Genomic DNA, 23176 nt, shown 5'->3' with positions numbered 1-23176 from the left:
CCCGGATCGATACGTCAGATCATCCGACGGGGTAGAGCCGATTCCGCCGCGGCTCGCAAGAACCGCAGCGGAGGCATCAGGCGGCGAAGACCGGCGTGCCGGCGATCCAGGTGGAGAGGACGTCGATATTGCCGTCGATGACGGCGATGTCGGCGTCGTGGCCGTGGGTGAGACGGCCCTTGCGGCCGGTCATGCCGATCGCCTCGGCCGGGTAGAGCGAGGCCATGCGCAGCGCCTCCTCCAGGTCGAGGCCGACATGGTCGCGCATGAAGCGGATGCAGGAGGCCATGTCGATATCGGCGCCGGCGAGCGTGCCGTCGGCCAGCGTCAGGCGCCCGCCTTCACGAAAAATCTCGCGGCCGTTGAGGAAGAAGCTCGTCATGTCGGTGCCGATGGTCGACATCGCGTCGGTGACGAGGAAGATCCGGCCGGGGCCGTGCTTGGCCCTCAGCGCCACGCCGATGGAGGCCGGATCGACATGGAAGCCGTCGGCGATCAGGCCGGCATTGAGATGGCCGAGATCGAGCGCCGCGCCCACCATGCCGGGCTCGCGGTGGCCGAGCGGGCTCATGGCATTGAAGAGATGGGTCATCATGCCGGCGCCGGCCTCGACGGCGGCGGCGGCGGTCCTGTAGCTGCAATCCGAATGGCCGAGGCTGACGGTGACGCCCGCCGCATGGAGCGCGGCGATCTGGTCGTTGGTGGCGTTTTCCGGTGCCAGCGTCATCAGGAGGGCATCGAGGCCCTTTCGCGCCGCGACGGTGCGGGCGAGGTCGTCGTCTTCCATCGGGCGGATGAGGTTCGGGTCGTGCGCGCCCTTGCGGGCGACCGAAAGATGCGGGCCTTCGAGATGGAGGCCGAGGAAGCCCGGCACCTTCGCCTGCTGCGCCGCAAGGCCGGCGGCGATGGTTTCCGTCGTCACCTGAACATTGTCGGTGATCAGCGTCGGCAGGAGGGCCGTCGTGCCGAAGCGGGCATGGGCGGCGCAGATCGTGCGGATGCCTTCGAGGTCCGGCCGCTCGTTGAGCAGAACGCCGCCGCCGCCATTGACCTGCAGGTCGATGAAGCCGGGGACGAGCGACAGCCCGTCCATCGGCACGGCGCGGGCGTCGGCCGGCACATCGCGAAGGGGCGCGATGGCCGCGACCTTGCCGTCCGCGATCAGCAGCGCGCTGTCCTCGTGCCACAAATCGCCGTCGAAAATGCGGGCGCCGGTAAGGGCGGTGAGCGCTGTCATCGGGTTTCCGTCACTTTCTTCAGGTTGACCGGCTTGTCGGGATCGAGGCCCTTGCCGCGCGACCAGGCCTCGACGAAGCCGTAGAACGGCACGATGAGGGCGAGCGCATCGGTGATCGGATGGCCGGTGGCGACGAAGGGGAGCTTTCGCGCGCTTTTTGCGCCGGCGGCGGTGACGCAGGCATAGGCGCCGCGGTCGGCAAGGCTGTCGGCCATGCCGGTGACCGAGGCTTCCGCCGCATCGCGTGCGGCAAGCGCGATGACCGGGAAGGACGGGCCGACGAGGGCGACCGGGCCGTGCAGCACTTCGGCGGAGGAATAGGCCTCGGCATGCATGCCGGAGGTTTCCTTGAACTTCAGCGCCGCCTCGCTGGCGATCGCAAGGCCCGGGCCGCGGCCGAGCACGTAGAGCGACTGGGCGTCCTTGAGGTCGCCGGCAAGGTCGGACCAGTCGAGCGCGACGGCCTTCGCGAACTGTTCCGGCAGGGTCTTCACGGCGCGTTCGAGGTCGGAATCGCCCGTCCATTCGGCAAGCACGGCAAGGCCGGCGACGATGGAGTTGACGTAGGATTTCGTCGCGGCGACGGAAAGTTCCGGGCCGGCGGAAAGATCGAGCGAGTGCGAGCAGGCATCCGCCAGCGGCGAGGGCAGGGTGTTGGTGAGCGCGATGGAGATCGCGCCGCCCTTGGTCGCGCCCTCGGCCATGGCGACGATGTCGGGGCTCTTGCCGGACTGGGAGATGGCGATGGCGGCCGCGCCGCCGAGCTTCAGCTTCGCGCCGTAGATGGAGGCGAGCGACGGGCCGAGCGAGGCGACGGGCCGGCCGGCGGTGAGCTCGATCGCATATTTCAGGAAGAGCGCGGCATGATCGGAGGAGCCGCGGGCGACGGTGACGAAGAACTGCGGATCACGCTCCCGGAGCGCCTTGCCGGCCGCCGTGACGGCGCTGGCGGAATTTTCGAGCAGCCGCGCCGCCGCTTCCGGGATTTCGTTGATCTCTTTGCGCATGTTGGTCTGCATGGAATTGCCTTTGCGGTTGGTCACGTCTCGGAAAGCGTCAGTTCGGCGACGAAATCGTAGGCATCGCCGCGATAGATGGAGCGGGTGAACTCGACCACCCGGCCGGAGCGCAGATAGGACACCCGCTCGATGGAAAGCCCGGCGGAGCCGGCGGGCACGCCAAGCATGGCCGCGTCCGGATCCTTCATGTTGTAGGCGGAGATGCGCTGCACGGCGCGCACCGGCCGGCAGCCGCGTTTTTCCAGCGCGGCATAGAGCGAGGTCGTGACCTGCATCGGATCCGGCAGGAATTCCGCCGAGATGCAGGCGCGCTCGATGGCGAGCGGCATGTCGTCGGCGACGCGCAGGCGCCCGAGCCGCGCAACGAGGGCGTCGGCAGGAAGGCCGAGCATCATCATCTCGTCCGGCGAGGGGTGGAACAGGCCGCGGTCCAGCCATTCGGCGCGGGTGACGAGGCCGCGCCGGGCCATGTCCTCGGTAAAGGAGGTGAGGCGGGAGAGCGACTGCTGCACCTTGGCGACGGGCTTGGCGACGAAGGTGCCGGAGCCGTGGCGGCGTACCAGCAGGCCGTCCTTGACGAGGTCGTCGACGGCCTTGCGCACGGTGACGCGGCTGACATTGGCGTGATCGGCAAGGTCGCGCTCGGCGGGCAGGGCGTCGCCGTAGTTCAGCTTGCCCGAGGTGATCGCCTCCTCCAGCATCTGGCGCAGCTTGACATAGAGCGGGCCGGGCACGCCCGACTGCAGGCTTTCCGGCGTGAGGATCGCGGCAAGGGGCGTGGTCATGCAGCAGCTCCCGTTCGCTCTCTGTAACCCTTCGCGGCAAGCGCCACGGCGCCGGTCAGGGCGTCCGCCTCGGCCTCCACCAGGATCGCGCGGTGATGTTCGGAGAGCCATTGCGGATAGAGCGGGGCAAGGCCGCCGAGCAGGCAGAGGCGCGGCGCGCCGGCCAGCGCCATGATGGCGTCGAGGGATTCGTCGACGCTTGCCGCCCCCGCCGTGACGATGGCGATCGCCTGCGGGTCGCCCTCCTTCGCGCGGGTGAAGACGAGGGGGGCATAGCGGCCGAAATCGCCGGGCTTGGAGAGGCGGGCAAATTCGACGATGCCGCGCGGATCGTGCTTGAACTCGTCGAGAATGGTATCCGTGAGGCCCGAGCGCGGATGCACGCCGTCATGGGCGAGCAGCGCTTCCTGGAGCGCCGCGTGGCCGATGCGCGCGCCGCCGCCGAGATCGCCGACGGTAAAGCCCCAGCCGCCGACATAGCGGACCACATTGTTCTTGCGCCCCATATAGATGGAGCCGGTGCCGAGGATCGCGACGGCCCCGTCCGTATCGCCGATCGCGCCCTGCAGGGCGATCAGGCCGTCGGAATCGATGTCCGTATGGCGGAAGGGCAGGCGGTCGTGCACGTAGCGGGTGAGATCGCCGACATTGGTGCCGGCAAGGCCGAGGAAGGCGGAGGCGCCGTCGACGCCGGCCTCGTCGAGCCCGGCGTCGCGATAGGCGGCCCTGGCCGCTTCCGTGATGGAGATGATCGCATTGTTGGGATCGGTCAGGATATTGGCCGCGCCGCTCTTGCCGCGCCCCAGGATGGTGCCGTCCGGGCGTGCGACCGCCGCGCGGCAACTCGTCCCCCCGCCGTCGATACCGAGAATAAGATCTGTCATGGGCACCTCCGAGCACAACAATACCAAAAAAATACCATTAACCAAGGGGTATGGTGATGTCGAAAATAAGCTTTCGTTCAAACTACTGTTTTTAAATGATAAAAATATTTGAGATCAAAAAAGTGGTCTCAAAAATTAATTTCCTATGGACAATTGGTATTTTTTTGGCATTAATTCCGGCCAGAGGAGACACGGCGATGGCTGCAGGCAGGACAGAAGGCAGACACGATCAGGCAAGCGGGCTGGACGAGCGTCAGCCCGTGGATGTGCTGAAAGTGCTTGCAGATGCCCAGAAGGTCGCGGCCGGCGCCGTCGATGCGGCGCTTGCCGATATCGCCACTGCCGCCCGTCTTGCGGCCGATGCGCTTCTGTCCGGCGGACGCCTCGTCTATGTGGGCGCCGGCAGCTCCGGCCTGATGGCCATGGCCGACGCGCTCGAACTTCCCGGCACCTACGGCATTTCCCGCGATCGTATCGTCATCCTGCTCGCCGGCGGGGCTGCGAGCCTCGAAGACCTGGCGGGCGGCTACGAAGACGACCGCGCGCTCGCCGTCGGCGACGCCGCGGCGGCAGGCATCGGCGCGCGCGACTGCGTGGTCGCCGTTTCGGCGAGCGGCAGCACGCCCTATGCGCTGGCGATCGCATCCCATGCGAAGGAGAAGGGCGCCCGGGTCGTGGCGCTCGCCAACAATCCCGGCGCCGCGTTGTTCGAGGGGGCCGATGTGGCGATCCTGCTCGAAACGCCGCCGGAGGTCATTTCCGGTTCGACGCGCATGGGTGCCGGCACGGCGCAGAAGATCGCCTTCAACATGTTTTCCACGCTCGTCGGCGTGCATCTTGGCCATGTGCACGATGGCCACATGGTCAATCTCAAGGCCGACAACATCAAACTGAGAGGACGTGCCTGCCGCATCGTCTCCGACATTTCCGGTGTCGGGCTCGACGAGGCGGAACGCCTCCTTCAGCGCTCCGAAGGCTCGGTCAAGACGGCCGTGCTGCTCGCTGCGGGGGCGCGGGATGCCGGCGCTGCCGAGGCGGCGCTGGACCGCGCGGGGCAGAGCCTCCGGCGCGCCCTGAAAACCCTTGGATAAACTGGTCTCAAAACGCGCCGCGGCGCATAAAAGGGGAGAATGAAATGACACGCACCGCAATCAAAGGCCTGTTGCTCGCCACGAGCATCCTCGGCACGGCCGGGCTTGCCCAGGCGCAGGACGTCACGCTGACGGTCGAAAGCTGGCGCAACGACGACCTGTCCATCTGGCAGGAAAAGATCATCCCGGCCTTCGAAGCCAAGAATCCCGGCATCAAGGTCGTCTTCTCGCCGACCGCGCCGACCGAATACAACGCCGCGCTGAACGCCAAGCTCGACGCCGGCTCGGCCGGCGACCTCATCACCTGCCGTCCGTTCGACGCCTCGCTCGAACTCTTCAACAAGGGGCACCTTGCCGGCCTGAACGACCTGCCGGGCATGGAGAACTTCTCCGACGTCGCCAAGTCCGCCTGGACGACGGACGACGGCGCGACGACCTTCTGCGTGCCGATGGCCTCGGTCATCCACGGCTTCATCTACAACAAGGACGCCTTCGACCAGCTCGGCATCACCGTTCCGGCAACGGAAGCCGAATTCTTCGCCGCGCTCGACAAGATCAAGGAAGAGGGCAGCTACATCCCGATGGCCATGGGCACGAAGGACCTCTGGGAGGCCGCGACCATGGGCTACCAGAACATCGGCCCGACCTACTGGAAGGGCGAGGAAGGCCGCAAGGCGCTGATCGCCGGCACGCAGAAGCTGACCGACGACGCCTGGGTCGAGCCCTACCGCGTTCTCGCCAAGTGGAAGGACTATCTCGGCGACGGTTTCGAAGCCCAGACCTATCCGGACAGCCAGAACCTCTTCACGCTCGGCCGCGCTGCCATCTACCCGGCCGGCTCGTGGGAAATCGGCCTGTTCAACACGCAGGCGCAGTTCAAGATGGGCGCGTTCCCGCCGCCGGTGAAGAATGCCGGCGACACCTGCTACATCTCGGACCACAACGACATCGGCATCGGCCTCAACGCCAAGAGCGGCAATGCGGAGGCCGCCAAGACGTTCCTGAGCTTCGTCGCCTCGCCGGAATTCGCCGACATCTACGCCAACTCGTTGCCGGGCTTCTTCAGCCTGAACTCGACGGCCGTGAAGATGAACGACCCGCTGGCGCAGGAATTCGTCTCCTGGCGTGAGAAGTGCCAGCCGACGATCCGCTCGACCTACCAGATCCTGTCGCGCGGCACGCCGAACCTCGAAAACGAGACCTGGACCGAATCGGCCAACGTCATCAACGGCACGGACACGCCTGAGGTGGCCGGCGAGAAGCTCCAGAAGGGCCTCGACAGCTGGTACAAGCCGGCCAACTAAGACCGGGACAAAATAGATGTGCGGGGAGGGGGATGCCCCTCACCCGAGCCCTCTCCCCGCAAGCGGGGAGAGGGGACCGAGACGTTGCGGCAAGTCTCCTTCTCCCCGCTTGCGGGGAGAAGGCGGCCGGCAGGCCGGATGAGGGGCTGGGTGCCCCCGATCTTTCCGAAGATGGAGAGGTCAGGATGCCGCAAGGCAAAATCGGGGAGCGACCCCGGCACTATCGTGTATGCTGAATTTGTCATGTGCGGCACAACCGGCCGCGCAACGCGTCCGTGCATGCGGACCTAACCAACAACAACCGGACGGGGCACGCTGGGCCATGAGCGACATACCTTCTTCCCATGAGGCAACGGGGCCGATCAGGCGGCCAAGGCGCTGGCATATCGGCGTTTTCCTGCTGCCGGCCTTCATCGTTTATTCGGCGGTCATGATCCTGCCGCTCATCGAGACGCTGCGCCTGTCGCTGTTCAACACGGTGGACGGCCAGCCGGCCTTCGTCGGCCTCGGCAACTTCAAGGTGCTGTTCGGCGACGAGCGCTGGGCGGCCGATTTCTGGAACGCGCTGAAGAACAACGTCATCTTCTTCATCATCCACATGCTGGTGCAGAACCCGATCGGGGTGGCGCTCGCGGCCATGCTGTCGATTCCGAAGCTGCGCTTTGCCGCCTTCTACCGCACGGCGATCTTCCTGCCGACGCTGCTGTCCTTCGTGATCGTCGGCTTCATCTGGAAGCTGATCCTCTCGCCGATCTGGGGCGTCTCGCCCTACCTGATGGATCTGGTCGGCCTGAAGTCCTTCTTCTCGCCCTGGCTCGGCAAGCCGAACTCGGCGCTGATCGCGGTGTCGCTGATCTCGGTCTGGCAATATGTCGGCATTCCGATGATGCTGATCTATGCGGCGCTGCTCAACATCCCGGAAGAGGTGATCGAGGCGGCCGAATGCGACGGCGTCACCGGCTGGAGCCAGTTCTGGAAGATCAAGCTGCCGCTAATCCTGCCCGCCATCGGCATCATCTCGATCCTCACCTTCGTCGGCAACTTCAACGCCTTCGACCTCATCTACACCGTGCAGGGTGCGCTTGCCGGGCCTGACAAGTCCACCGACATCCTCGGCACGCTGCTCTATCGCACCTTCTTCGGCTTCCAGCTCCAGCTCGGTGACCGCTCGATGGGCGCGACGATCGCGACGGTCATGTTCCTCATCATCCTCGCCGGCGTATCGCTCTATCTCTTCGCCATCCAGCGGCGCATGCGTCGCTACCAGTTCTGATCGGGAGGGCCGGACATGTCCAAAGCACGCACTTCGCTGACCCGCACGTCGCTCGTCCACCTGGCGCTGATCGGCTATGCGATCATCTCGGTCTTCCCGGTGTTCCTGACGCTCATCAACTCGATGAAGGACCGCAACGCCATCTTCCGCAACCCGATGCAGCTTCCGACGCCGGAGACCTTCGACCTCGTCGGCTATACGACGGTGCTGGGGCAGGGGGATTTCGCGACCTACTTCCAGAACAGCTTCATCGTCACGGTGGCCTCCATCGCGCTGGTGCTGCTGTTCGGCGCCATGGCCGCCTTCGCGCTCTCGGAATACCGCTTCCGCGGCAACACGCTGATGGGCCTCTACCTTGCCATCGGCATCATGATCCCGATCCGTCTCGGCACGGTGGCGATCCTGCAGGGCATGGTCGCGACGGGGCTCGTCAACACGCTGACGGCGCTGGTCCTCGTCTATACCGCGCAGGGCATCCCGCTCGCCGTCTTCATCCTCTCCGAGTTCATGCGGACCGTCTCCGACGACCTCAAGAATGCCGGGCGCATCGACGGCCTTTCGGAATATGCGATCTTCTTCCGCCTCGTCCTGCCGCTCGTCAGGCCGGCCATGGCAACGGTCGCGGTCTTCACCATGATCCCGATCTGGAACGACCTGTGGTTTCCGCTGATCCTGGCGCCGAGCGAGGCGACCAAGACGGTGACGCTGGGCTCGCAGATCTTCATCGGCCAGTTCGTCACCAACTGGAATGCAGTGCTCGCCGCGCTCTCGCTCGCGATCCTGCCCGTTCTCATCCTCTACTTCATCTTCTCGCGGCAGCTGATCCGCGGCATCACTTCGGGAGCAGTCAAGTGAGTTCTGCCACGTCCCCCATCCGCGTCCTGTCCGCCGGCCTCGGCAATATGGGCCGCAGCCATGCGCTCGCCTATCATGAGAATCCGGGCTTTGAGATCGTCGGCCTCGTCAACCGCTCGAAGGTTCCCGTCCCCGCGGGGCTGGAAGGCTACGAGATCCATCCGTCCTTCCCCGACGCGCTGCGCGATCTGAAGCCGGAGCTCTGCTCGATCAACACCTATTCGGACAGCCATGCCGAATATGCGATCGCCGCGATGGAAGCGGGCGCCCATGTCTTCCTCGAAAAGCCGCTGGCGACGACCGTGGCGGATGCCGAGCGGGTGGTGGCCTGCGCGAAGGCGAACGGCCGCAAGCTCGTCGTCGGCTACATCCTGCGCCACCATCCTTCCTGGATGCGGCTCATCGAGGAAGCGCGCAAGCTCGGCGGGCCCTACGTCTTCCGCATGAACCTGAACCAGCAGTCGAGCGGGCCGACCTGGGCGACCCACAAGGCGCTGATGCAGACGACGCCGCCGATCGTCGACTGCGGCGTGCACTATGTCGACGTGATGTGCCAGATCACCGACGCCAAACCGGTCGAGGTGCGCGGCATGGGCCTGCGCCTCTCCGACGAGATTGCGCCGGACATGTACAATTACGGCCATCTCCAGGTGCTTTTCGACGACGGTTCGCTCGGCTGGTACGAGGCGGGCTGGGGGCCGATGATCTCGGAAACGGCCTTCTTCGTGAAGGACGTCATGTCGCCGAACGGCTCCGTCTCGATCGTCATGGACCCGAACGCCAAGTCGGACGACATCGACACCCACACCAAGACGGCGGTCATCCGCCTGCACAACGCGGCCACCGGCCCGGACGGCAGGTTCCTGTCGCCGGACGAGGACCTGAAGATGGCCGGCGAGCCCGGTCACCAGGAACTGTGCGACCGCGAACAGGCCTATGTGCTGAAGGCGATCCGCGAGGACATCGACCTCACGCGGCACATGGACGATGCGGTGCAGTCGCTGCGGATCTGCCTGGCGGCCGATGAAAGTGTCAGAACCGGTCAAACGGTCAAGCTTTAAGGGGATATCAGTGGGCTCTCTTCAACTCAAATCCGTACGCAAGTCCTTCGGCACTGTCGACGTGATCAAGGGCATCGACCTCGACGTGAAGGACGGCGAGTTCGTCATCTTCGTCGGGCCCTCGGGCTGCGGCAAGTCCACGCTGCTGCGCATCATCGCCGGCCTCGAGGATGCGACCTCCGGCTCGATCACCATCGACGGCGCGGAAGTCGTGACCGTGCCGCCGGCAAAGCGCGGCATCGCCATGGTGTTCCAGTCCTACGCGCTCTATCCGCACCTGACGGTCAAGGACAATATGGGCCTCGGCCTCAAGCAGGCGGGCGCCCCGAAGGACGAAATCGAAAAGCGCGTCGCCAAGGCCTCGGGCATGCTGTCGCTGGAAAAGTACCTCGCCCGCCGCCCGGCGGAACTGTCCGGGGGCCAGCGCCAGCGCGTCGCCATCGGCCGCGCCATCGTGCGCGAGCCGAAGCTGTTCCTGTTCGACGAGCCGCTTTCCAACCTCGATGCGGCGCTGCGCGTCAACACCCGCCTCGAGATCGCCCGGCTGCACCGCGAGCTGAAGGCCACCATGATCTACGTCACGCACGACCAGGTCGAGGCGATGACGCTGGCGGACAAGATCGTGGTGCTGGATGCGGGCGTCATCCAGCAGGTCGGCTCGCCGATGGAGCTCTACAACCGGCCGGCCAACCTCTTCGTCGCCGGCTTCATCGGCTCCCCGGGCATGAACTTCATCGATGCGGGGCGCCTCGGCGCCTCCGACGCCAAGACCATCGGCGTGCGCCCGGAGCACATCACGCTGTCGCGCGAGAGCGGCGACTGGCAGGCGAAGGCCGTGCATGTCGAGCATCTCGGCGCCGACACCATCGTCTATCTGGAATCGGAGAAGGTCGGGGCCTTCACCGTCCGCCTGTTCGGGGAGCACCACTATCAACCGGACGATGTGGTCTTCGCCACGCCGGCGGAAAACCAGATGCATCGCTTCGATGCAAATGGTCGTGCCATACGATGAGGACCCTCATCACAAGTCCGTGATTGGCGCCGCGGCAGCGATTGTCAAACGTCAGAAACTAACATACAGCGTTGTTTGTATGTTGCGATGCGGTGGTCCTGCGATCACCGCATCTTCACGTTTTCAGGACCCTGCCGCGCTTCGGGCGGCACCGCTTATGGAAGAACCCATGCGTTTCACGAGACCGATTTCGATTGCGACCTTCGGCGCCCTTCTGATTCTCGCCGGCTGTCAGGACGAGCAGGCGCCGCAGGGCGGCTTTGCGTTTCCGCCGCCGCAGGTGGCCGTCGTCGCCGTGAAGACGGAAGACGTGCCGATCACCAACGACCTTCCCGGCCGTATCGCGGCAACGCGCACGGCCGAGGTCCGCCCGCGGGCGACCGGCATCGTCATCGAGCGCATCTTCGAGCAGGGCTCGCAGGTCAAGGAAGGCGACGTGCTCTACCGCATCGACCCCGCGCCGTTCCAGGTGCAGGTCGACAGCGCCGAGGCGACGCTGCGCCGTGCCAAGGCCGTCCAGGCCCAGGCGCGGAACACGGCCGAGCGTCAGGAGCAGCTGCGCAAGTCGAACGTCGCCTCCGCGCAGACCTATGACGACGCTGTGGCCCAGCTGGCGCAGGCGGATGCCGATGTCGCGATCGCCGAGGCGAGCCTTGCGACCGCGAAGCTCAATCTCGAATATACCGAGGTCAAGGCGCCGATCAGCGGCCGCATCGGCCGCGCGCTCATCACCGAGGGCGCTCTGGTGTCGGCCAACGGCACGGAGAACCTCGCGACGATCCAGCAGCTCGATCCGGTCTATGCCGACTTCACCCAGTCGGCGACCGATCTCATGCGCCTGCGCAAGGCGCTGGAGGACGGCGACCTGATGGCCGACAACAATTCCGCCGACGTCAAGCTGGTGCTGGACGACGGCTCGGCCTATCCGCATCCGGGCAAGCTCTTGTTCTCCGAGGCCGCCGTCGACGAGACGACCGGCCAGGTGACGCTGCGCGGCGAATTCCCGAACCCGGACGGCGACCTGCTGCCGGGCATGTATGTGCGCGTGCAGATCGAGCAGGGCATCGAGAAGAATGCCGTGCTCGTGCCGCAGCAGGCCGTCCAGCGCGACTCGTCGGGCAGCGCGCTCGTCTATGTCGTCTCCGCCGACAACAAGGCCGGCACCCGCAGCGTCCGCGTCGGCCGCGCGGCCGGCACGCGCTGGGTCATCACCGATGGCCTGAAGGATGGCGAGAAGATCATCGTCGAAGGCTTCCAGAAGGTTCAGCCGGGCGGTGAAGTCGTTCCGGCGGAATGGAACCCGGGCGCGGTCGCCGGCGCCCAGCAGCCGGCTGCCGAAGGCGGCGCGGCCCAGGCGGGCGACGCCGCCACCACGGAGGGCGCTGCCCAGACCGGCGAGACCGGCAAGGCCGAAGGCGGCGACGACGCCGCCAAGGCCGAGCAGGCAAAGTAAGGATCCGGACGATGCCCAGCTTTTTCATCGACAGGCCGATTTTCGCCTGGGTCGTGGCGATCTTCATCATGATCGCCGGCGCCATCTCCATCCCGCTTCTGCCGATCGCGCAATATCCGGACGTGGCGCCGCCGCAGATCTCGGTCTCGACCACCTATTCCGGCGCCTCCTCACAGGACACCTACCAGAGCGTCACCAAGCTCATCGAGGATGAGCTGAACGGCGTCGAGGGCATGCTCTATTTCGAATCGACCTCGAGCGCCGCGGGCTCGGCCGAGATCAACATCACCTTCGCGCCCGGCACCGATCCGAGCCAGGCTTCGGTCGACGTGCAGAACCGCATCAGCCGCGTCGAGCCGCGCCTTCCCGATTCCGTGCGCCGCCAGGGCGTGCAGGTGGAGGAGGCGGGCTCCGGCTTCCTCCTGATCGTCTCGTTGACCTCCACCGACGGCTCGATGGACGCCATCAGCCTCGGCGACTATCTCAACCGCAACATCCTTTCCGAAATCCAGCGCGTGCCGGGCGTCGGCCGTGCGCAGCTCTTCGCCACGCAGCGCTCCATGCGCATCTGGCTGGACCCCGACAAGATGCTCGGGCTCAACCTGACGGCGGCCGACATCACCGCCGCCGTGCAGGCGCAGAACGCGCAGATCGCCGCCGGTTCCATCGGCGCCCAGCCGAACCCGATCACCCAGCAGATCGCAGCGCCCGTCAACATCAAGGGGCAGCTGACGACGCCGGAAGAATTCGGCTCCATCGTGCTGCGCGCCAATGCGGACGGTTCGGCCGTGCGCTTGCGTGACGTTGCCCGCGTCGAGGTGGGCGGCGAAACTTATTCCTTCTCGACCCGTCTCAACGGCCAGCCTTCGGCGGCGATCGGCGTGCAGCTCTCGCCGACCGGCAATGCCATGCAGACGTCGGAGGCGATCAAGGCGCGCATGGACGAACTGGCGCAGTTCTTCCCGCCGGGCCTCGAATATTCGATCCCCTACGATACCTCGCCCTTCGTGAAGGTCTCGATCGAGAAGGTGCTGCACACGCTGCTCGAGGCCGTCGGCCTGGTGTTCCTCGTGATGTTCCTGTTCCTGCAGAACATCCGCTACACGATCATCCCGACGCTCGTCGTTCCGGTGGCGCTGCTCGGCACCTGCGCCGTCATGCTCGCCATGGGCTTCTCGATCAACGTTCTGACCATGTTCGCCATGGTGCTCGCCATCGGCATCCTCGTCGACGATGCGATCATCGTCGTGGAGAACGTCGAGCGCATCATGTCGGAAGAGGGCCTGCCGCCGAAGGAGGCGACCCGCAAGGCGATGAAGCAGATCACCGGCGCCGTCATCGGCATCACCCTGGTGCTCGCCTCGGTGTTCATCCCGATGGGCTTCTTCCCGGGCGCGGTCGGCGTCATCTACCAGCAGTTCTCGCTGACGATGGTCGTCTCGATCCTGTTCTCGGCCTTCCTGGCGCTCTCGCTGACGCCGGCGCTGGCCGGCAGCTTCCTCAAGCAGGTGCCGAAGGGGCATCACCATGCCAAGCGCGGCTTCTTCGGCTGGTTCAACCGCAGCTTCGACAGGACGTCGAGGAGCTATAGCGGCAGCGTCGGCTGGCTGATCCGCCGTGCCGGCCGGTTCATGGTGATCTACCTCGCCATCCTCGCGGGCCTCGGCTACATGTTCATGAAGCTGCCGTCCTCGTTCCTGCCGGATGAGGACCAGGGCTTCGTCATCGTCATGATGCAGCTGCCCTCGGAAGCGACCGGCCACCGCACGGACGAGGTGCTGTCCCAGACCGAAAAGATCTTCGGCCAGGAAACGGCGGTCGACACCATCGTCGGCATCAACGGCTTCTCCTTCTTCGGTGCGGGCCAGAATGCCGGCCTAGCCTTCGTGACGCTGAAGGACTGGAGCGAGCGCGGACCGGAAAACGCCGCGCAGGCGATCGCCGGCCGGGCGACCGTCGCGATGAGCCAGATCAAGGACGCGATCAGCTTCGCGCTGTCGCCGCCGCCGATCCAGGGTCTCGGCACGACGGGCGGCTTCTCCTTCCGCCTGCAGGACCGCGGCGGCCTCGGCCAGGAAGCGCTCTCGGCGGCCCGCGACCAGCTTCTCGGCCTTGCCGCGCAGAGCAATGTCGTGGCGGGCGTGCGCGTCGAAGGCATGCCGGATGCCGCGCAGGTCAACGTCATGATCGATCGCGAGAAGGCCAACACCTTCGGTGTGACCTTCGCCGACATCAACTCGACGATCTCGACGAATCTCGGCTCGACCTATGTCAACGACTTCCCGAATGCCGGGCGCATGCAGCGCGTAACGGTGCAGGCGGACCAGGGCGAGCGCATGCAGGTGGCCGACCTCCTGAACCTCAACGTGCGCAATTCGAACGGCGGCATGGTGCCGATCTCGGCCTTTGCGAGCGTGGAATGGGTGAAGGCGCCGACGCAGACGGTCGGCTACAACGGCTATCCGTCCGTCCGCTTCAGCGGCGACACCAAGCCGGGCTTCTCCTCGGGCGATGCCATCGCCGAGATGGAGCGGCTTGCCGCCCAGCTTCCGCCGGGCTTCGGCTATGAGTGGACGGGCCAGTCCCTGCAGGAAATCCAGTCCGGTTCGCAGGCGCCGATCCTCGTCGGCCTTTCGATCCTCCTGGTGTTCCTGTGCCTTGCGGCGCTCTATGAAAGCTGGTCGATCCCGTTCGCGGTCATCCTCGTCGTGCCGCTCGGCGTCATCGGCGCGGTCATCGCGGTCACGCTGCGCGACATGTCGAACGACGTGTACTTCAAGGTCGGCCTGATCGCGATCATCGGCCTTTCGGCGAAGAACGCCATCCTGATCATCGAGTTCGCCAAGGACTTGATGGCGGAGGGCAGGTCGCTGATCGACGCGACGATCGAGGCCTGCCACCTGCGCTTCCGGCCGATCCTGATGACCTCGCTGGCCTTCACGCTCGGCGTCCTGCCGCTGGCGATCGCGACGGGCGCAAGCTCGGGCAGCCAGCGCGCCATCGGCACGGGCGTGATGGGCGGCATGATCACCGCCACCGTGCTCGCCATCTTCTTCGTGCCGGTCTTCTTCGTCTTCGTGATGAAGCTGTTCGGTTACGGCAGGAAGAAAAAGGAGGAGCCGGCACCGGCGGCAAGCCCGGCGGAGTAAGCCGCCATGCGCCGGACCAAGGCAGAGGCCAAGGAAACCCGCCAGCAGATCCTGCTGGCGGCAGAAAAGGTCTTCTACGAAAAAGGTGTCGCCCATGCCTCCATGGAGGATGTGGCGCGTGCCGCGGGGGTCACCCGCGGCGCCATCTACTGGCACTTCGCCAACCGGGCGGATCTCGTGCTGGAGCTCTACAATTCGCTGCCCATGCCGCAGGAGGACCTGATCGCCCGCGAGCTGGAAGCCGAAAACGCCGATGTCTTCGCGGTGCTCGAACGGGTCGGCCGCGAATGGCTCGAACTGCTTGCCACCGACGAGCACCGCCAGCGCATCCTGTCGATCCTCCTGCGCTGCGATACGTCCGGCGAATTTTCCGCGATCTCCGAGCGGCAGAACGATCTCGACGACGAGCACATGCAGGCGCTGGAAGCCGCCTTCGCCAAGGCAGAGAAACAGGGCAAACTCTGCGCCTGCTGGACGCCGCGCTCGGCGGCCTCCATGCTGCGCTGGGTCATCAAGGGCCTGTGCTCGGAATGGCTGCTGTTCGGCCGCAGGTTCGACATTGCCAGCGAAGGCAGGGATGCCCTCCGCCGCCTGTTCGCGACCTATTCCTCGCACGCCCCCTCGGCGCGATAGGCCTCGAGCCGTTCGATCCACTCGCCGCCGATCTTCCAGCGCCGCAGCACGGAAACCGGGTCCTCTGCATCGAGCCGCGAACAGATGCGATAGACCTCCAGCACCTCCGGCGCCATCTCGCCGCGCTGGCAGAAATACATGGCCGCCGCATAGCGCGCGCGCCCGGACCATTCGGCGCCGGGCGGCATGGCGATGATCTCCCAGTTGCGGCGGGTCTCCTCGTCCATGTCAGGTGAGGCCCGGCGGGCTCGCTGTGCGTCGGGCGAGCCTGACGAAGGGGCGCGGCACGATCTTCGCCCGTTTCATCAGCTTCTGGTATTTCAGCTCCCGCATCGCATAGATCTCCACCCAGAGGTCCTCCGTGAGCTTCGATCCGTAGGGCCTTTCGAGGCTGGCGATGGCGATGTTGCGCTTGGCCGTCGGCGACCAGATCGCGGCGGTGACGAGGCCCGCCTCGTGCTTTTGCCGATGATAGACGATGGCATGCTCGGCGGGAATATTCCCTTCGATTTCAAGGCCGACGAGGATGTGCTTGAGAGATTGATTCCGCCGCGCGTCGAGGATCGCCCGGCGCCCGTTGAAATTCGGCTTGTCCGGATCGACCAGCCAGTCGAGGCCGATCTCGTCCGGCATGCGCACCCGGTCGGCGCGCAGCGCCCCCTCGGCGGTGACGAAATCCGTGTTGGCGACGATGAAGCCGGCCTCGATGCGCGCCTGGTTGAGCGCGCCGTAGCCGATGGCGCGGATCGTGTGCGGCGCGCCGGCGCGCCACAGCCGGTCCCACAGCGAGAGCGCCCTGGCGCGGGGCACGAAGAGTTCGTAGCCGAGATCGCCGGTGAAGCCGGTGCGCGAGATGGTCACGTCGCCGTCCTCATGCGGGAAGATGCCGATGTGGAAAGGTTTCAACGCCTCCACGCCGGCAAAGCCCGCGTCACGCAGCACCGCGTAGCTCGTCGGCCCCTGCAGGGCGAGGCCGGCGACCTCCTCCGTCTCCTCGTGGATGTCGACCGCAAAGCCGAAGGCGCTGTCGAGGAGCCAGGGCAGGTGGCGTTCCTGGCAGCAGAGGCGGAATTCGCTCTCGCCGAGGCGGAAGAGCGTGCCGTCGTCCAGCACATGGCCGTGGTCGTCGCACCAGGCGGTGTAGTGCACGCGGTTCACGCCGAGCTTGCGCACGTCGCGCAGGGTCAGCCGGTTGAGGTAGCGCTCGGCATCCGGGCCGGCGATGCGGTACTTCACCATCGGCGAGATGTCGAAGAGGGCGGCGGTGGAGCGGATGGCGAAATATTCGAGCTCGCCGTCAAAGAGCGCATGCGGCGCCTTGTAGCCCGCCCAGCTGTACCAGTCGTTGACCTCGCTCAGCGCCATCAGACGATCATGGAACGGGCTTTCGAGCCGCGGCGCGAGGATATGGTTGCGGGCGGCGCGGCGCAGCTCCGCGGCGGATTTCGTCATGGCGTTCATGCGCTCGCTCCCGAAAGGATGTGGCGGGCTGCGTTCCAGCCCGGCAGGCCGGATATGCCGCCGCCCGGATGCGCGCCGGCGCTCGCGAGATAAAGGCCTTCGATTGGCGTGCGGTAACCGGATGCGGCGCCGGTCGGCCGGTTGACGAGCAGCTGGTCGGCCTGCAGCTCGCCGTGATGCCAATGGCCGCCGGGCAGGTTGTATTCCGCCTCGATATCGACCGGCGTCATCAGGCTGGCCGCGACCACGGACTTTCCGAGGCCGGGCGCATGGCGTTCCAGCGTGTCGAGCACGATCCTGAGGAAGGCCGGCTTGCCGCTCGCCCAGCCCGCCTTGAGGCGGTAGGGCGCATATTGCACGAGTGCCGACACTGTGCAGCCGCCGCTGGGCGCCAGTGACGGGTCGGCAAGGCTCGGTAGCATCACCTCCATGACGGGGTCGCTGGAGAATTCGCCGTATTTCGCCGGGTTGAAGGCCTCCTCGACCTGCTCCATCGAGCGCACGAGCACGATGCGCCCGCCGCGGGCTTCCGCCGGCAGGCCGGTGAAGTTCGGGATGCGGTCGAGCGCGAGGTCGAGCTTGGCGACATTGCCGTGGCTGCGCACGTTCTTCACCGAGCGCACGAAGCCGGTGCCGCTTTCGGCGGGATCGACGAGATGGAGGAAGGTCGTCTGCGGGTGGATCGCCGAGACGACGATGGGGGCGACGATCTCCGTGCCGTCGCCGAGGACGACGCCGCTCGCCCGGCCGCGATCGGCGAGGATGCGGCCGACGGGCGTGCCGCAGCGCAGGGTGACGCCGGCCTTTTCGGCGGCGCGCAGGAAGGCGGGCGCGACGCGCGCCATGCCGCCTGCCGGCACGAACTGGCCGCCGGCCTTGCCCGCGACCTCGCCGGTCAGGCGATAGTAGAGGCCGAGCAGGGAGGTCGGCGAGCGGGGGCCGAGATGGATGCCGAGCGTCGCATCGAAGGCGAGGAGGCCCTTCAGCCGGTCGTCCGAAAGATATTCGTCGGCGACGTCGGCGACGTTCATCAGCAGCATGCGCAGGAAATCGCGACCCTCGCCGCGCCCCTTGCGGATGAGGCCGAAGCCGGCGGAAGCGAAGGTGGAGAGGTCGCCGAGCGAGAGCGCGCCGATCTGCGGCGGCGGGCGGCGGAGGAACCGCTTCAGGATGCCCGCCTGGAAGACCAGTTTCCTGCGCAGGGCCGCGAAGGCGTCCGCTTCCCCGGGCGAGACGCCGTCGATGCGCTCGCCATAGGCGCCGTGCAGCACGGCGGCCTTTCCCGAGCCGTCGAGAACCGCGGTCGGCAGCAAAGTGTCCGTGCCGGCAAGGTCGAGGCCGATGTCGCGCGCCATGTCCGCATCCAGCCGGTTGACGAGATGGGCAAGGCCGGCGGAGCGGAAGCCAGGTGCAAATTCCCGGCCGCGCGTCGCCCCGCCCGGTTCGTTCGCCGCTTCCAGCACCAGGACCCTGCGTCCGCCCTTGGCGAGGCGTGTGGCGGCGGCAAGGCCGTTGTGGCCGGCGCCGATCACGATGGCATCAAATGACGTCATGGGCTTTGCTCATCTGTTCGGGGGAACGCTTCAGGTCGCGCAGGATTTCGGCGGCGGCGTTGCGGCCGGGCGCGCCCATCACCCCGCCGCCCGGATGGGTGGAGGAGCCGCACATGTAGAGGCCGGATATCGGGCTGCGGTACTGGGCATAGCCGGGCACCGGCCGGTTGAAGAGCAACTGGTCGAAGGTGAGCTCGCCCTGGAAGATGTTGCCCTCCGTCAGGCCCACCTCGTTCTCGATCTCGCGCGGCGTGCGCACCTCCATATGCACGATGCGCTCGCGGAAGCCCGGTGAATAGTCGGCGATCTGGCCGATCACCGTCTCGGCGAAGGCGTCGCGGTCGGCATCCGTCCAGTCGCGGCCCCGGAGCTTCGGCGGGCAGTACTGCACGAAGCAGCTCATGAAGTGTTTGCCCGGCGAGGCCATGGTCGGGTCGAGCGTCGTCGGGATCACCATGTCGAGGAAGGGATCGGCCGACCAGCGCCCGGCCTTCCAGTCGTCATAGGCCCGCTCCATGCGTTCGATCGAATCGGTGAAATGCATGTCGCCGCGTATGCAGGAGGAGCCTTCCGGCAGGGCCGGAAACGCCGGCAGGCTGTCGAGCGCGATGTTCACCTTGCCGGAGGAGCCGCGCATCTTGAAATGCCTGACCCGGTGGACGAAGTCGCCGGGCAGCGTGTCCTCGTCGACGAGCTTGAGGAAGGTGCGCTTCACGTCGGCATTCGAGACGACGAGGCGGGCGCTGACTTCGTCGCCATTGGCGAGCACGACGCCGGTGGTGCGGCCGCCGCGGGTGAGGATTTTCGAGACCTCGGCATCGGTGCGGATGGTGCCGCCGGAAGCCTCGAAGGAGCGGGCGAGGGCCTGCGTCACCGCGCCCATGCCGCCGCGCGCATAGCCCCAGGCGCCGACGGAGCCGTCCACCTCGCCCATATAGTGGTGCAGCAGCACATAGGCGGTGCCGGGCGACATGGGGCCGAGCGCAGTGCCGATGATGCCCGAGAGCGCGAGATAGGCCTTGATGACGTCGGTCTCGAAATATTCGTCGAGGAAATCGGAGATCGACATGGTCCAGAAGCGCAGCGTCTCTGCCATTTCCTGCGGGCTGAACTCGCCGAATTTCTTGGCGAGATAGAGGAATTCGGAGAGGTCGCGCGGGCGAAAACCGAAGGGATCGGGGGCGGTGCGCATCAGGAGCGGCTGGATGAAGCGGCACTGGCGCGTCACGTCGCGGGCATAGCGCTCGTAGGCCTCGGCGTCGCGTTTCGAATAGCGCGCGAATTCGCGGCGGTGGCTGTCGTGGTCGCGGTAGGAGGCGAGGTAGTCGCCGTCGCGGGTGAAGACCGCGCCGCCCTCGTAGGCGATGACCTGGAGGCCGTGTTTCGGCAGTTCCAGGTCGCGCATGATCTCCGGCCGGAAGAGGGAGCAGACATAGGAACAGTTGGAGTAGAGGAAGCCCGGGGTCAGCTCCCGGCTCGTCGCCGCCCCGCCGACCCAGCCGTTCTTTTCGAGCACCGCGACGTTCAGGCCGGAGCGCTGGAGATAACAGGCGGTGACGAGCCCGTTATGGCCGCCGCCGACGATCAGGGCATCGTACTTTTGCATTTTTGATGTCTCCCTTGTTTCTAAAAGCTGCATCAAAAGCAAAATGTTGTCCAGATATTCTGAATGATCATTCAGCAAGTATCTTGCAATCGCCTGATTATGCGCTAGAATTTCGGCCAGGGAAAAAGCGCGCCGGCCATGCGGCCGAAGGGTGACGGAGGCCATGACGGCAACGGGCAGGGACGGTGTGGCGGCGGAGCCGGAATATGACGAGGCTGCGATCCGCTTCCTCGCGGTCCTGTGGGGCGAGGGCTATCTTTCGCCGGGCGGACCGGCGGAGGTCGATTGCGTCCTTGCGGGCGTCGACTTGAAGGGCAGGCGCGTCCTCGATTTCGGCTGCGGGGCCGGCGGCATCACGCTGCATATTGCAAGGACCCATGGCCCGGCCGAGATCGTCGGCTATGACGTGGAGCAGCCGGTCATCGACCGGGCGCGGGCGGCGGCGGCAAGTGCCGGGCTTTGCGCGGTCGCGCGCTTCGTCTCCAGCCCGCCGGGCCGCCTGCCGTTCGACGATAATGAATTCGACGTCGTCTTCTCCAAGGATGCGATGATCCATGTGCCGGACAAGGAGGCGCTGTTTACCGAGCTTTTCCGCGTGCTGAAGCCGGGCGGCGTTCTGGCCGCATCCGACTGGCTGATCGGCCATGACGGCGCGCCGAGCCCGGACATGCAGGACTACATCGCCGCCGAAGGGCTGAGCTTCGGCATGGCCTCGCCGCGCTGCTATCTTGAGGCCATGGCGGCGGCGGGCTTTGCCGATGGCAGGGTGGAGAGCCGCAATGCCTGGTATCGCGAGGTGGCGCGCGGCGAGCTGGCGCGGCTCAAGGGGCCGCTCCATGCGGAGGCGGTGGCGGCGGTCGGCGAGGCCTATGTCGCCAAGAACATCCGCACCTGGACGGCCATGCAGAAGGTTCTTGACAGCGGGGAGCATTGTCCGGCTCATCTGCGCGGCATCAAGCCGGCCGCGGGAGTTCGCCCGTGACCGTGACGATGCGCAATCCCAAAGGCAAGGTGGCGGTGAAGATGCGGGCAAGCGGGGCTGAACAGGGCTCGGGCGACGGCGAGAAGCGGGGGCGCAAGGCCTCCAAGGAGACGCGGCGGCAGCAGCTCGTCGAGGCGACGATCGATTCGCTCGCCAGGCGCGGCTATTCCGATACGACGCTCGCGGATGTCGCGGACGGTGCCGGCCTTTCGCGCGGCATCGTCAACTTCCATTTCGAGAGCAAGGAAAACCTGCTCATCGCCACGCTGCAGTTCATGTCCGAGGAATATGCGGACCACTGGAACGCGGCGCTGGAAAAGGCCGGCCCGAATGCGGCGAGCCGCGTCTGGGCACTGGTTCATGCGGATTTCGACCGCAAGATCTGCACCAAGCGCAAGCTTGCCGCCTGGTGCGCCTTCTGGGGCGAGGCCAAGTCCCGGCCGACCTACCAGGCGCTGTGCGGCGCGCGCGACGTGAAATACCAGGAGACCGTGATCTCGCTCTGCGCCGCGCTGAAGGCGGAGGGCGATTACGCCTACGAGCCGGAGCCGATGGCGCTCTCGCTCTGCGCCATGCTGGAGGGCCTGTGGCTGCGCCTGATGATGGGCGACGGCACCACGCGGGAAAAGGCGCTGGAGGCGGCGATCGCCTTCGTCGTCGCGATCTTCCCGAAGCATCTCACCTTGCAAGGACCACAATCACAATAGGGAACCCGAAACGGGGAAGGAGTACGGCATGAAGACCAAAGACAAGGCCAAACGCACCACGATAGCGGCATTGGCCGCCTTCCTCGCCCTCGGAACCGCCCTTCCAGCCCTTGCCGCCGATACGCTCACCGTCTTCGACTGGTCCGGCTACGAGGACCCCGCCTTCCACCCCGCCTACACGGAAAAGCACGGCGGCTCGCCGGATTTCTCGTTCTTCGGCGACGAGGAGGAGGCCTTCCAGAAACTGCGCTCCGGCTTCAAGGCCGATCTTGCGCATCCCTGCGCGCAGAGCATCGTGAAATGGCGCGAGGCCGGGCTGCTCGAGCCGCTCGACACGTCCAGGCTGGCCGCGTGGAACGATATCCTGCCGGCCTTCAAGGGCATGAAGAACCTGATGACCTCGGACGACGGCACGGCCTGGTTCCTGCCGTTCGAATGGGGCAACACGGTGCTGACCTACCGTACCGACACGGTGAAGCCGGAGGAGATCGCCTCGCTCAGGGCCTTCGCCGATCCGAAGTTCAAGGATCGTGTCTCGATCGGCGACAATGTGGACGATGCCTATGCGCTGGCGAGCCTTGCCATCGGCGTCAAGGACTGGGCGAGCCTGACGGACGCGCAGTTCGAGGAGGCTTCCGCCTTCCTGCGCGAGGTGCACAAGAACGTGCGGCTCTACTGGACGGACAATACCGACCTCAGCCAGGCGCTGGCGAGCGGCGAGGTCGATCTCGCCTGGGCCTGGAACGAGACGGCGACGACGCTGCAGGCCGAAAGCCAGCCGGTCGCCATCAAGAAGGACACCAAGGAGGGGCTGTCCACCTGGGTCTGCGGCTATTCGCGGCTGAAGGGCGGCGAAGGCAGCCCAGACCTTGCCTATGACTACCTCAACGCCGTCACCGATCCGGGCATTGCGGCCTACATGGTCGAGAGCTGGGGCTACGGCCATTCCAACGCCAAGGGCATGGCCGCCGTCGATCCGAAGATCCTCGCCGACAAGGGCTATGCGGACGTCGACGCCTTCGTCGCCAACACGCTGTTCCAGGCGCCGATCCCGACGGAGCTGCGGCAGAAGATGATCGCGGAGTTCGAGAAGATCAAATCGGGGTATTGA

At 66.2% G+C, this 23176-nt stretch carries 20 protein-coding genes; 12 read left to right on the top strand and 8 right to left on the bottom strand.

The genetic code is table 11. The features are described from left to right. Window positions 1–76: 76 nt before the first annotated feature. Genes nagA through WMC41_RS12410 form a run of 4 tightly spaced genes read right to left on the bottom strand, consistent with a single transcriptional unit; the run spans window position 77 to window position 3925 of the window. Entirely contained in the window at window positions 77–1237 is a 1161-nt protein-coding gene (nagA, locus tag WMC41_RS12425; protein ID WP_432343550.1) for an N-acetylglucosamine-6-phosphate deacetylase, read from the bottom strand. Then, window positions 1234–2256 (bottom strand): SIS domain-containing protein, encoded by a 1023-nt coding sequence (locus tag WMC41_RS12420; RefSeq protein ID WP_432343547.1) that lies wholly within the window; start codon window positions 2254–2256, stop codon window positions 1234–1236. Before WMC41_RS12420 ends, nagA begins: the two co-directional genes overlap by 4 nt. Before the next feature lie 20 nt (window positions 2257–2276). Then, complete coding sequence (locus WMC41_RS12415; protein WP_133032888.1) at window positions 2277–3041, bottom strand: GntR family transcriptional regulator; 765 nt, start codon at window positions 3039–3041, stop codon at window positions 2277–2279. Beyond that, window positions 3038–3925: a BadF/BadG/BcrA/BcrD ATPase family protein gene (locus WMC41_RS12410; protein ID WP_432343543.1), complete on the bottom strand. Its 888-nt coding sequence runs from the start codon at window positions 3923–3925 to the stop codon at window positions 3038–3040. The genes WMC41_RS12415 and WMC41_RS12410 overlap by 4 nt, the downstream gene beginning before the upstream one ends. A gap of 197 nt (window positions 3926–4122) precedes the next feature. On the opposite strand from WMC41_RS12410, the gene WMC41_RS12405 reads away from it, so the two are divergent. From WMC41_RS12405 to WMC41_RS12365, 9 genes are all read left to right on the top strand, one after another. Beyond that, complete coding sequence (locus WMC41_RS12405; protein ID WP_288078003.1) at window positions 4123–5016, top strand: N-acetylmuramic acid 6-phosphate etherase; 894 nt, start codon at window positions 4123–4125, stop codon at window positions 5014–5016. Window positions 5017–5060: 44 nt separating this feature from the next. Beyond that, complete coding sequence (locus WMC41_RS12400; RefSeq protein WP_432343540.1) at window positions 5061–6320, top strand: ABC transporter substrate-binding protein; 1260 nt, start codon at window positions 5061–5063, stop codon at window positions 6318–6320. 322 nt (window positions 6321–6642) lie between these two features. Next, window positions 6643–7593, top strand: coding sequence for a carbohydrate ABC transporter permease (locus WMC41_RS12395; protein ID WP_432343537.1), 951 nt, complete (start codon window positions 6643–6645; stop codon window positions 7591–7593). A 15-nt stretch (window positions 7594–7608) separates the two neighbouring features. Next, the gene (locus tag WMC41_RS12390) at window positions 7609–8448 is read left to right on the top strand and encodes a carbohydrate ABC transporter permease (protein WP_064330485.1); all 840 of its coding nucleotides are present in this window, start codon (window positions 7609–7611) and stop codon (window positions 8446–8448) included. Between the two features lie 47 nt (window positions 8449–8495). After that, window positions 8496–9509, top strand: coding sequence for a Gfo/Idh/MocA family protein (locus WMC41_RS12385; RefSeq protein ID WP_432348331.1), 1014 nt, complete (start codon window positions 8496–8498; stop codon window positions 9507–9509). Window positions 9510–9519: 10 nt separating this feature from the next. Then, entirely contained in the window at window positions 9520–10521 is a 1002-nt protein-coding gene (locus WMC41_RS12380) for an ABC transporter ATP-binding protein (RefSeq protein ID WP_432343533.1), read from the top strand. A 169-nt stretch (window positions 10522–10690) separates the two neighbouring features. After that, the gene (locus tag WMC41_RS12375) at window positions 10691–11974 is read left to right on the top strand and encodes an efflux RND transporter periplasmic adaptor subunit (protein WP_398431832.1); all 1284 of its coding nucleotides are present in this window, start codon (window positions 10691–10693) and stop codon (window positions 11972–11974) included. A gap of 11 nt (window positions 11975–11985) precedes the next feature. After that, window positions 11986–15123 (top strand): efflux RND transporter permease subunit, encoded by a 3138-nt coding sequence (locus WMC41_RS12370; protein ID WP_244766747.1) that lies wholly within the window; start codon window positions 11986–11988, stop codon window positions 15121–15123. Window positions 15124–15129: 6 nt separating this feature from the next. After that, window positions 15130–15756: a TetR family transcriptional regulator gene (locus tag WMC41_RS12365; protein WP_244766746.1), complete on the top strand. Its 627-nt coding sequence runs from the start codon at window positions 15130–15132 to the stop codon at window positions 15754–15756. On the opposite strand, the gene WMC41_RS12360 is transcribed toward WMC41_RS12365, so the two are convergent. Genes WMC41_RS12360 through WMC41_RS12345 form a run of 4 tightly spaced genes read right to left on the bottom strand, consistent with a single transcriptional unit; the run spans window position 15726 to window position 20376 of the window. Further along, window positions 15726–15983, bottom strand: coding sequence for an aminopeptidase (locus tag WMC41_RS12360; protein ID WP_244766745.1), 258 nt, complete (start codon window positions 15981–15983; stop codon window positions 15726–15728). The two genes, WMC41_RS12365 and WMC41_RS12360, sit on opposite strands and share 31 nt — an antisense overlap. A gap of 1 nt (window position 15984) precedes the next feature. Beyond that, complete coding sequence (locus WMC41_RS12355; protein WP_432348330.1) at window positions 15985–17208, bottom strand: aminomethyltransferase family protein; 1224 nt, start codon at window positions 17206–17208, stop codon at window positions 15985–15987. Between the two features lie 5 nt (window positions 17209–17213). Then, window positions 17214–18770, bottom strand: a complete 1557-nt coding sequence (locus WMC41_RS12350; RefSeq protein WP_432343527.1) for a phytoene desaturase family protein — start codon at window positions 18768–18770, stop codon at window positions 17214–17216. After that, window positions 18757–20376 carry a phytoene desaturase family protein gene (locus WMC41_RS12345; RefSeq protein ID WP_432343525.1) on the bottom strand — a complete coding sequence of 540 codons (1620 nt, stop codon included), beginning with the start codon at window positions 20374–20376 and terminating at the stop codon, window positions 18757–18759. The genes WMC41_RS12350 and WMC41_RS12345 overlap by 14 nt, the downstream gene beginning before the upstream one ends. 163 nt (window positions 20377–20539) lie before the next feature. Here WMC41_RS12345 and WMC41_RS12340 point away from each other — a divergent pair, with 163 nt between their 5' ends. Genes WMC41_RS12340 through WMC41_RS12330 form a run of 3 tightly spaced genes read left to right on the top strand, consistent with a single transcriptional unit; the run spans window position 20540 to window position 23176 of the window. Then, complete coding sequence (locus tag WMC41_RS12340; protein WP_432343522.1) at window positions 20540–21358, top strand: methyltransferase domain-containing protein; 819 nt, start codon at window positions 20540–20542, stop codon at window positions 21356–21358. 41 nt (window positions 21359–21399) lie between these two features. Next, complete coding sequence (locus WMC41_RS12335) at window positions 21400–22065, top strand: TetR family transcriptional regulator C-terminal domain-containing protein (RefSeq protein WP_432348329.1); 666 nt, start codon at window positions 21400–21402, stop codon at window positions 22063–22065. Between the two features lie 28 nt (window positions 22066–22093). After that, the gene (locus tag WMC41_RS12330) at window positions 22094–23176 is read left to right on the top strand and encodes an extracellular solute-binding protein (RefSeq protein ID WP_432343519.1); all 1083 of its coding nucleotides are present in this window, start codon (window positions 22094–22096) and stop codon (window positions 23174–23176) included.

The organism is Shinella yambaruensis (genome assembly GCF_050859155.1).
Lineage (GTDB): Bacteria > Pseudomonadota > Alphaproteobacteria > Rhizobiales > Rhizobiaceae > Shinella > Shinella yambaruensis.
The sequence above is the reverse complement of the archived record's forward strand: the minus strand, read 5'-3'. Positions and strand labels throughout refer to the sequence as shown.

Bases quoted from the DNA above. Each gene is read 5' to 3' on its own strand.
- nagA (WP_432343550.1), bottom strand. From the start codon at position 1,237: ATGACAGCGCTCACCGCCCTTACCGGCGCCCGCATTTTCGACGGCGAT.
- WMC41_RS12420 (WP_432343547.1), bottom strand. From the start codon at position 2,256: ATGCAGACCAACATGCGCAAAGAGATCAACGAAATCCCGGAAGCGGCG.
- WMC41_RS12415 (WP_133032888.1), bottom strand. From the start codon at position 3,041: ATGACCACGCCCCTTGCCGCGATCCTCACGCCGGAAAGCCTGCAGTCG.
- WMC41_RS12410 (WP_432343543.1), bottom strand. From the start codon at position 3,925: ATGACAGATCTTATTCTCGGTATCGACGGCGGGGGGACGAGTTGCCGC.
- WMC41_RS12405 (WP_288078003.1), top strand. From the start codon at position 4,123: ATGGCTGCAGGCAGGACAGAAGGCAGACACGATCAGGCAAGCGGGCTG.
- WMC41_RS12400 (WP_432343540.1), top strand. From the start codon at position 5,061: ATGACACGCACCGCAATCAAAGGCCTGTTGCTCGCCACGAGCATCCTC.
- WMC41_RS12395 (WP_432343537.1), top strand. From the start codon at position 6,643: ATGAGCGACATACCTTCTTCCCATGAGGCAACGGGGCCGATCAGGCGG.
- WMC41_RS12390 (WP_064330485.1), top strand. From the start codon at position 7,609: ATGTCCAAAGCACGCACTTCGCTGACCCGCACGTCGCTCGTCCACCTG.
- WMC41_RS12385 (WP_432348331.1), top strand. From the start codon at position 8,496: ATGGGCCGCAGCCATGCGCTCGCCTATCATGAGAATCCGGGCTTTGAG.
- WMC41_RS12375 (WP_398431832.1), top strand. From the start codon at position 10,691: ATGCGTTTCACGAGACCGATTTCGATTGCGACCTTCGGCGCCCTTCTG.
- WMC41_RS12370 (WP_244766747.1), top strand. From the start codon at position 11,986: ATGCCCAGCTTTTTCATCGACAGGCCGATTTTCGCCTGGGTCGTGGCG.
- WMC41_RS12365 (WP_244766746.1), top strand. From the start codon at position 15,130: ATGCGCCGGACCAAGGCAGAGGCCAAGGAAACCCGCCAGCAGATCCTG.
- WMC41_RS12360 (WP_244766745.1), bottom strand. From the start codon at position 15,983: ATGGACGAGGAGACCCGCCGCAACTGGGAGATCATCGCCATGCCGCCC.
- WMC41_RS12355 (WP_432348330.1), bottom strand. From the start codon at position 17,208: ATGACGAAATCCGCCGCGGAGCTGCGCCGCGCCGCCCGCAACCATATC.
- WMC41_RS12350 (WP_432343527.1), bottom strand. From the start codon at position 18,770: ATGACGTCATTTGATGCCATCGTGATCGGCGCCGGCCACAACGGCCTT.
- WMC41_RS12345 (WP_432343525.1), bottom strand. From the start codon at position 20,376: ATGCAAAAGTACGATGCCCTGATCGTCGGCGGCGGCCATAACGGGCTC.
- WMC41_RS12340 (WP_432343522.1), top strand. From the start codon at position 20,540: ATGACGGCAACGGGCAGGGACGGTGTGGCGGCGGAGCCGGAATATGAC.
- WMC41_RS12335 (WP_432348329.1), top strand. From the start codon at position 21,400: ATGCGGGCAAGCGGGGCTGAACAGGGCTCGGGCGACGGCGAGAAGCGG.
- WMC41_RS12330 (WP_432343519.1), top strand. From the start codon at position 22,094: ATGAAGACCAAAGACAAGGCCAAACGCACCACGATAGCGGCATTGGCC.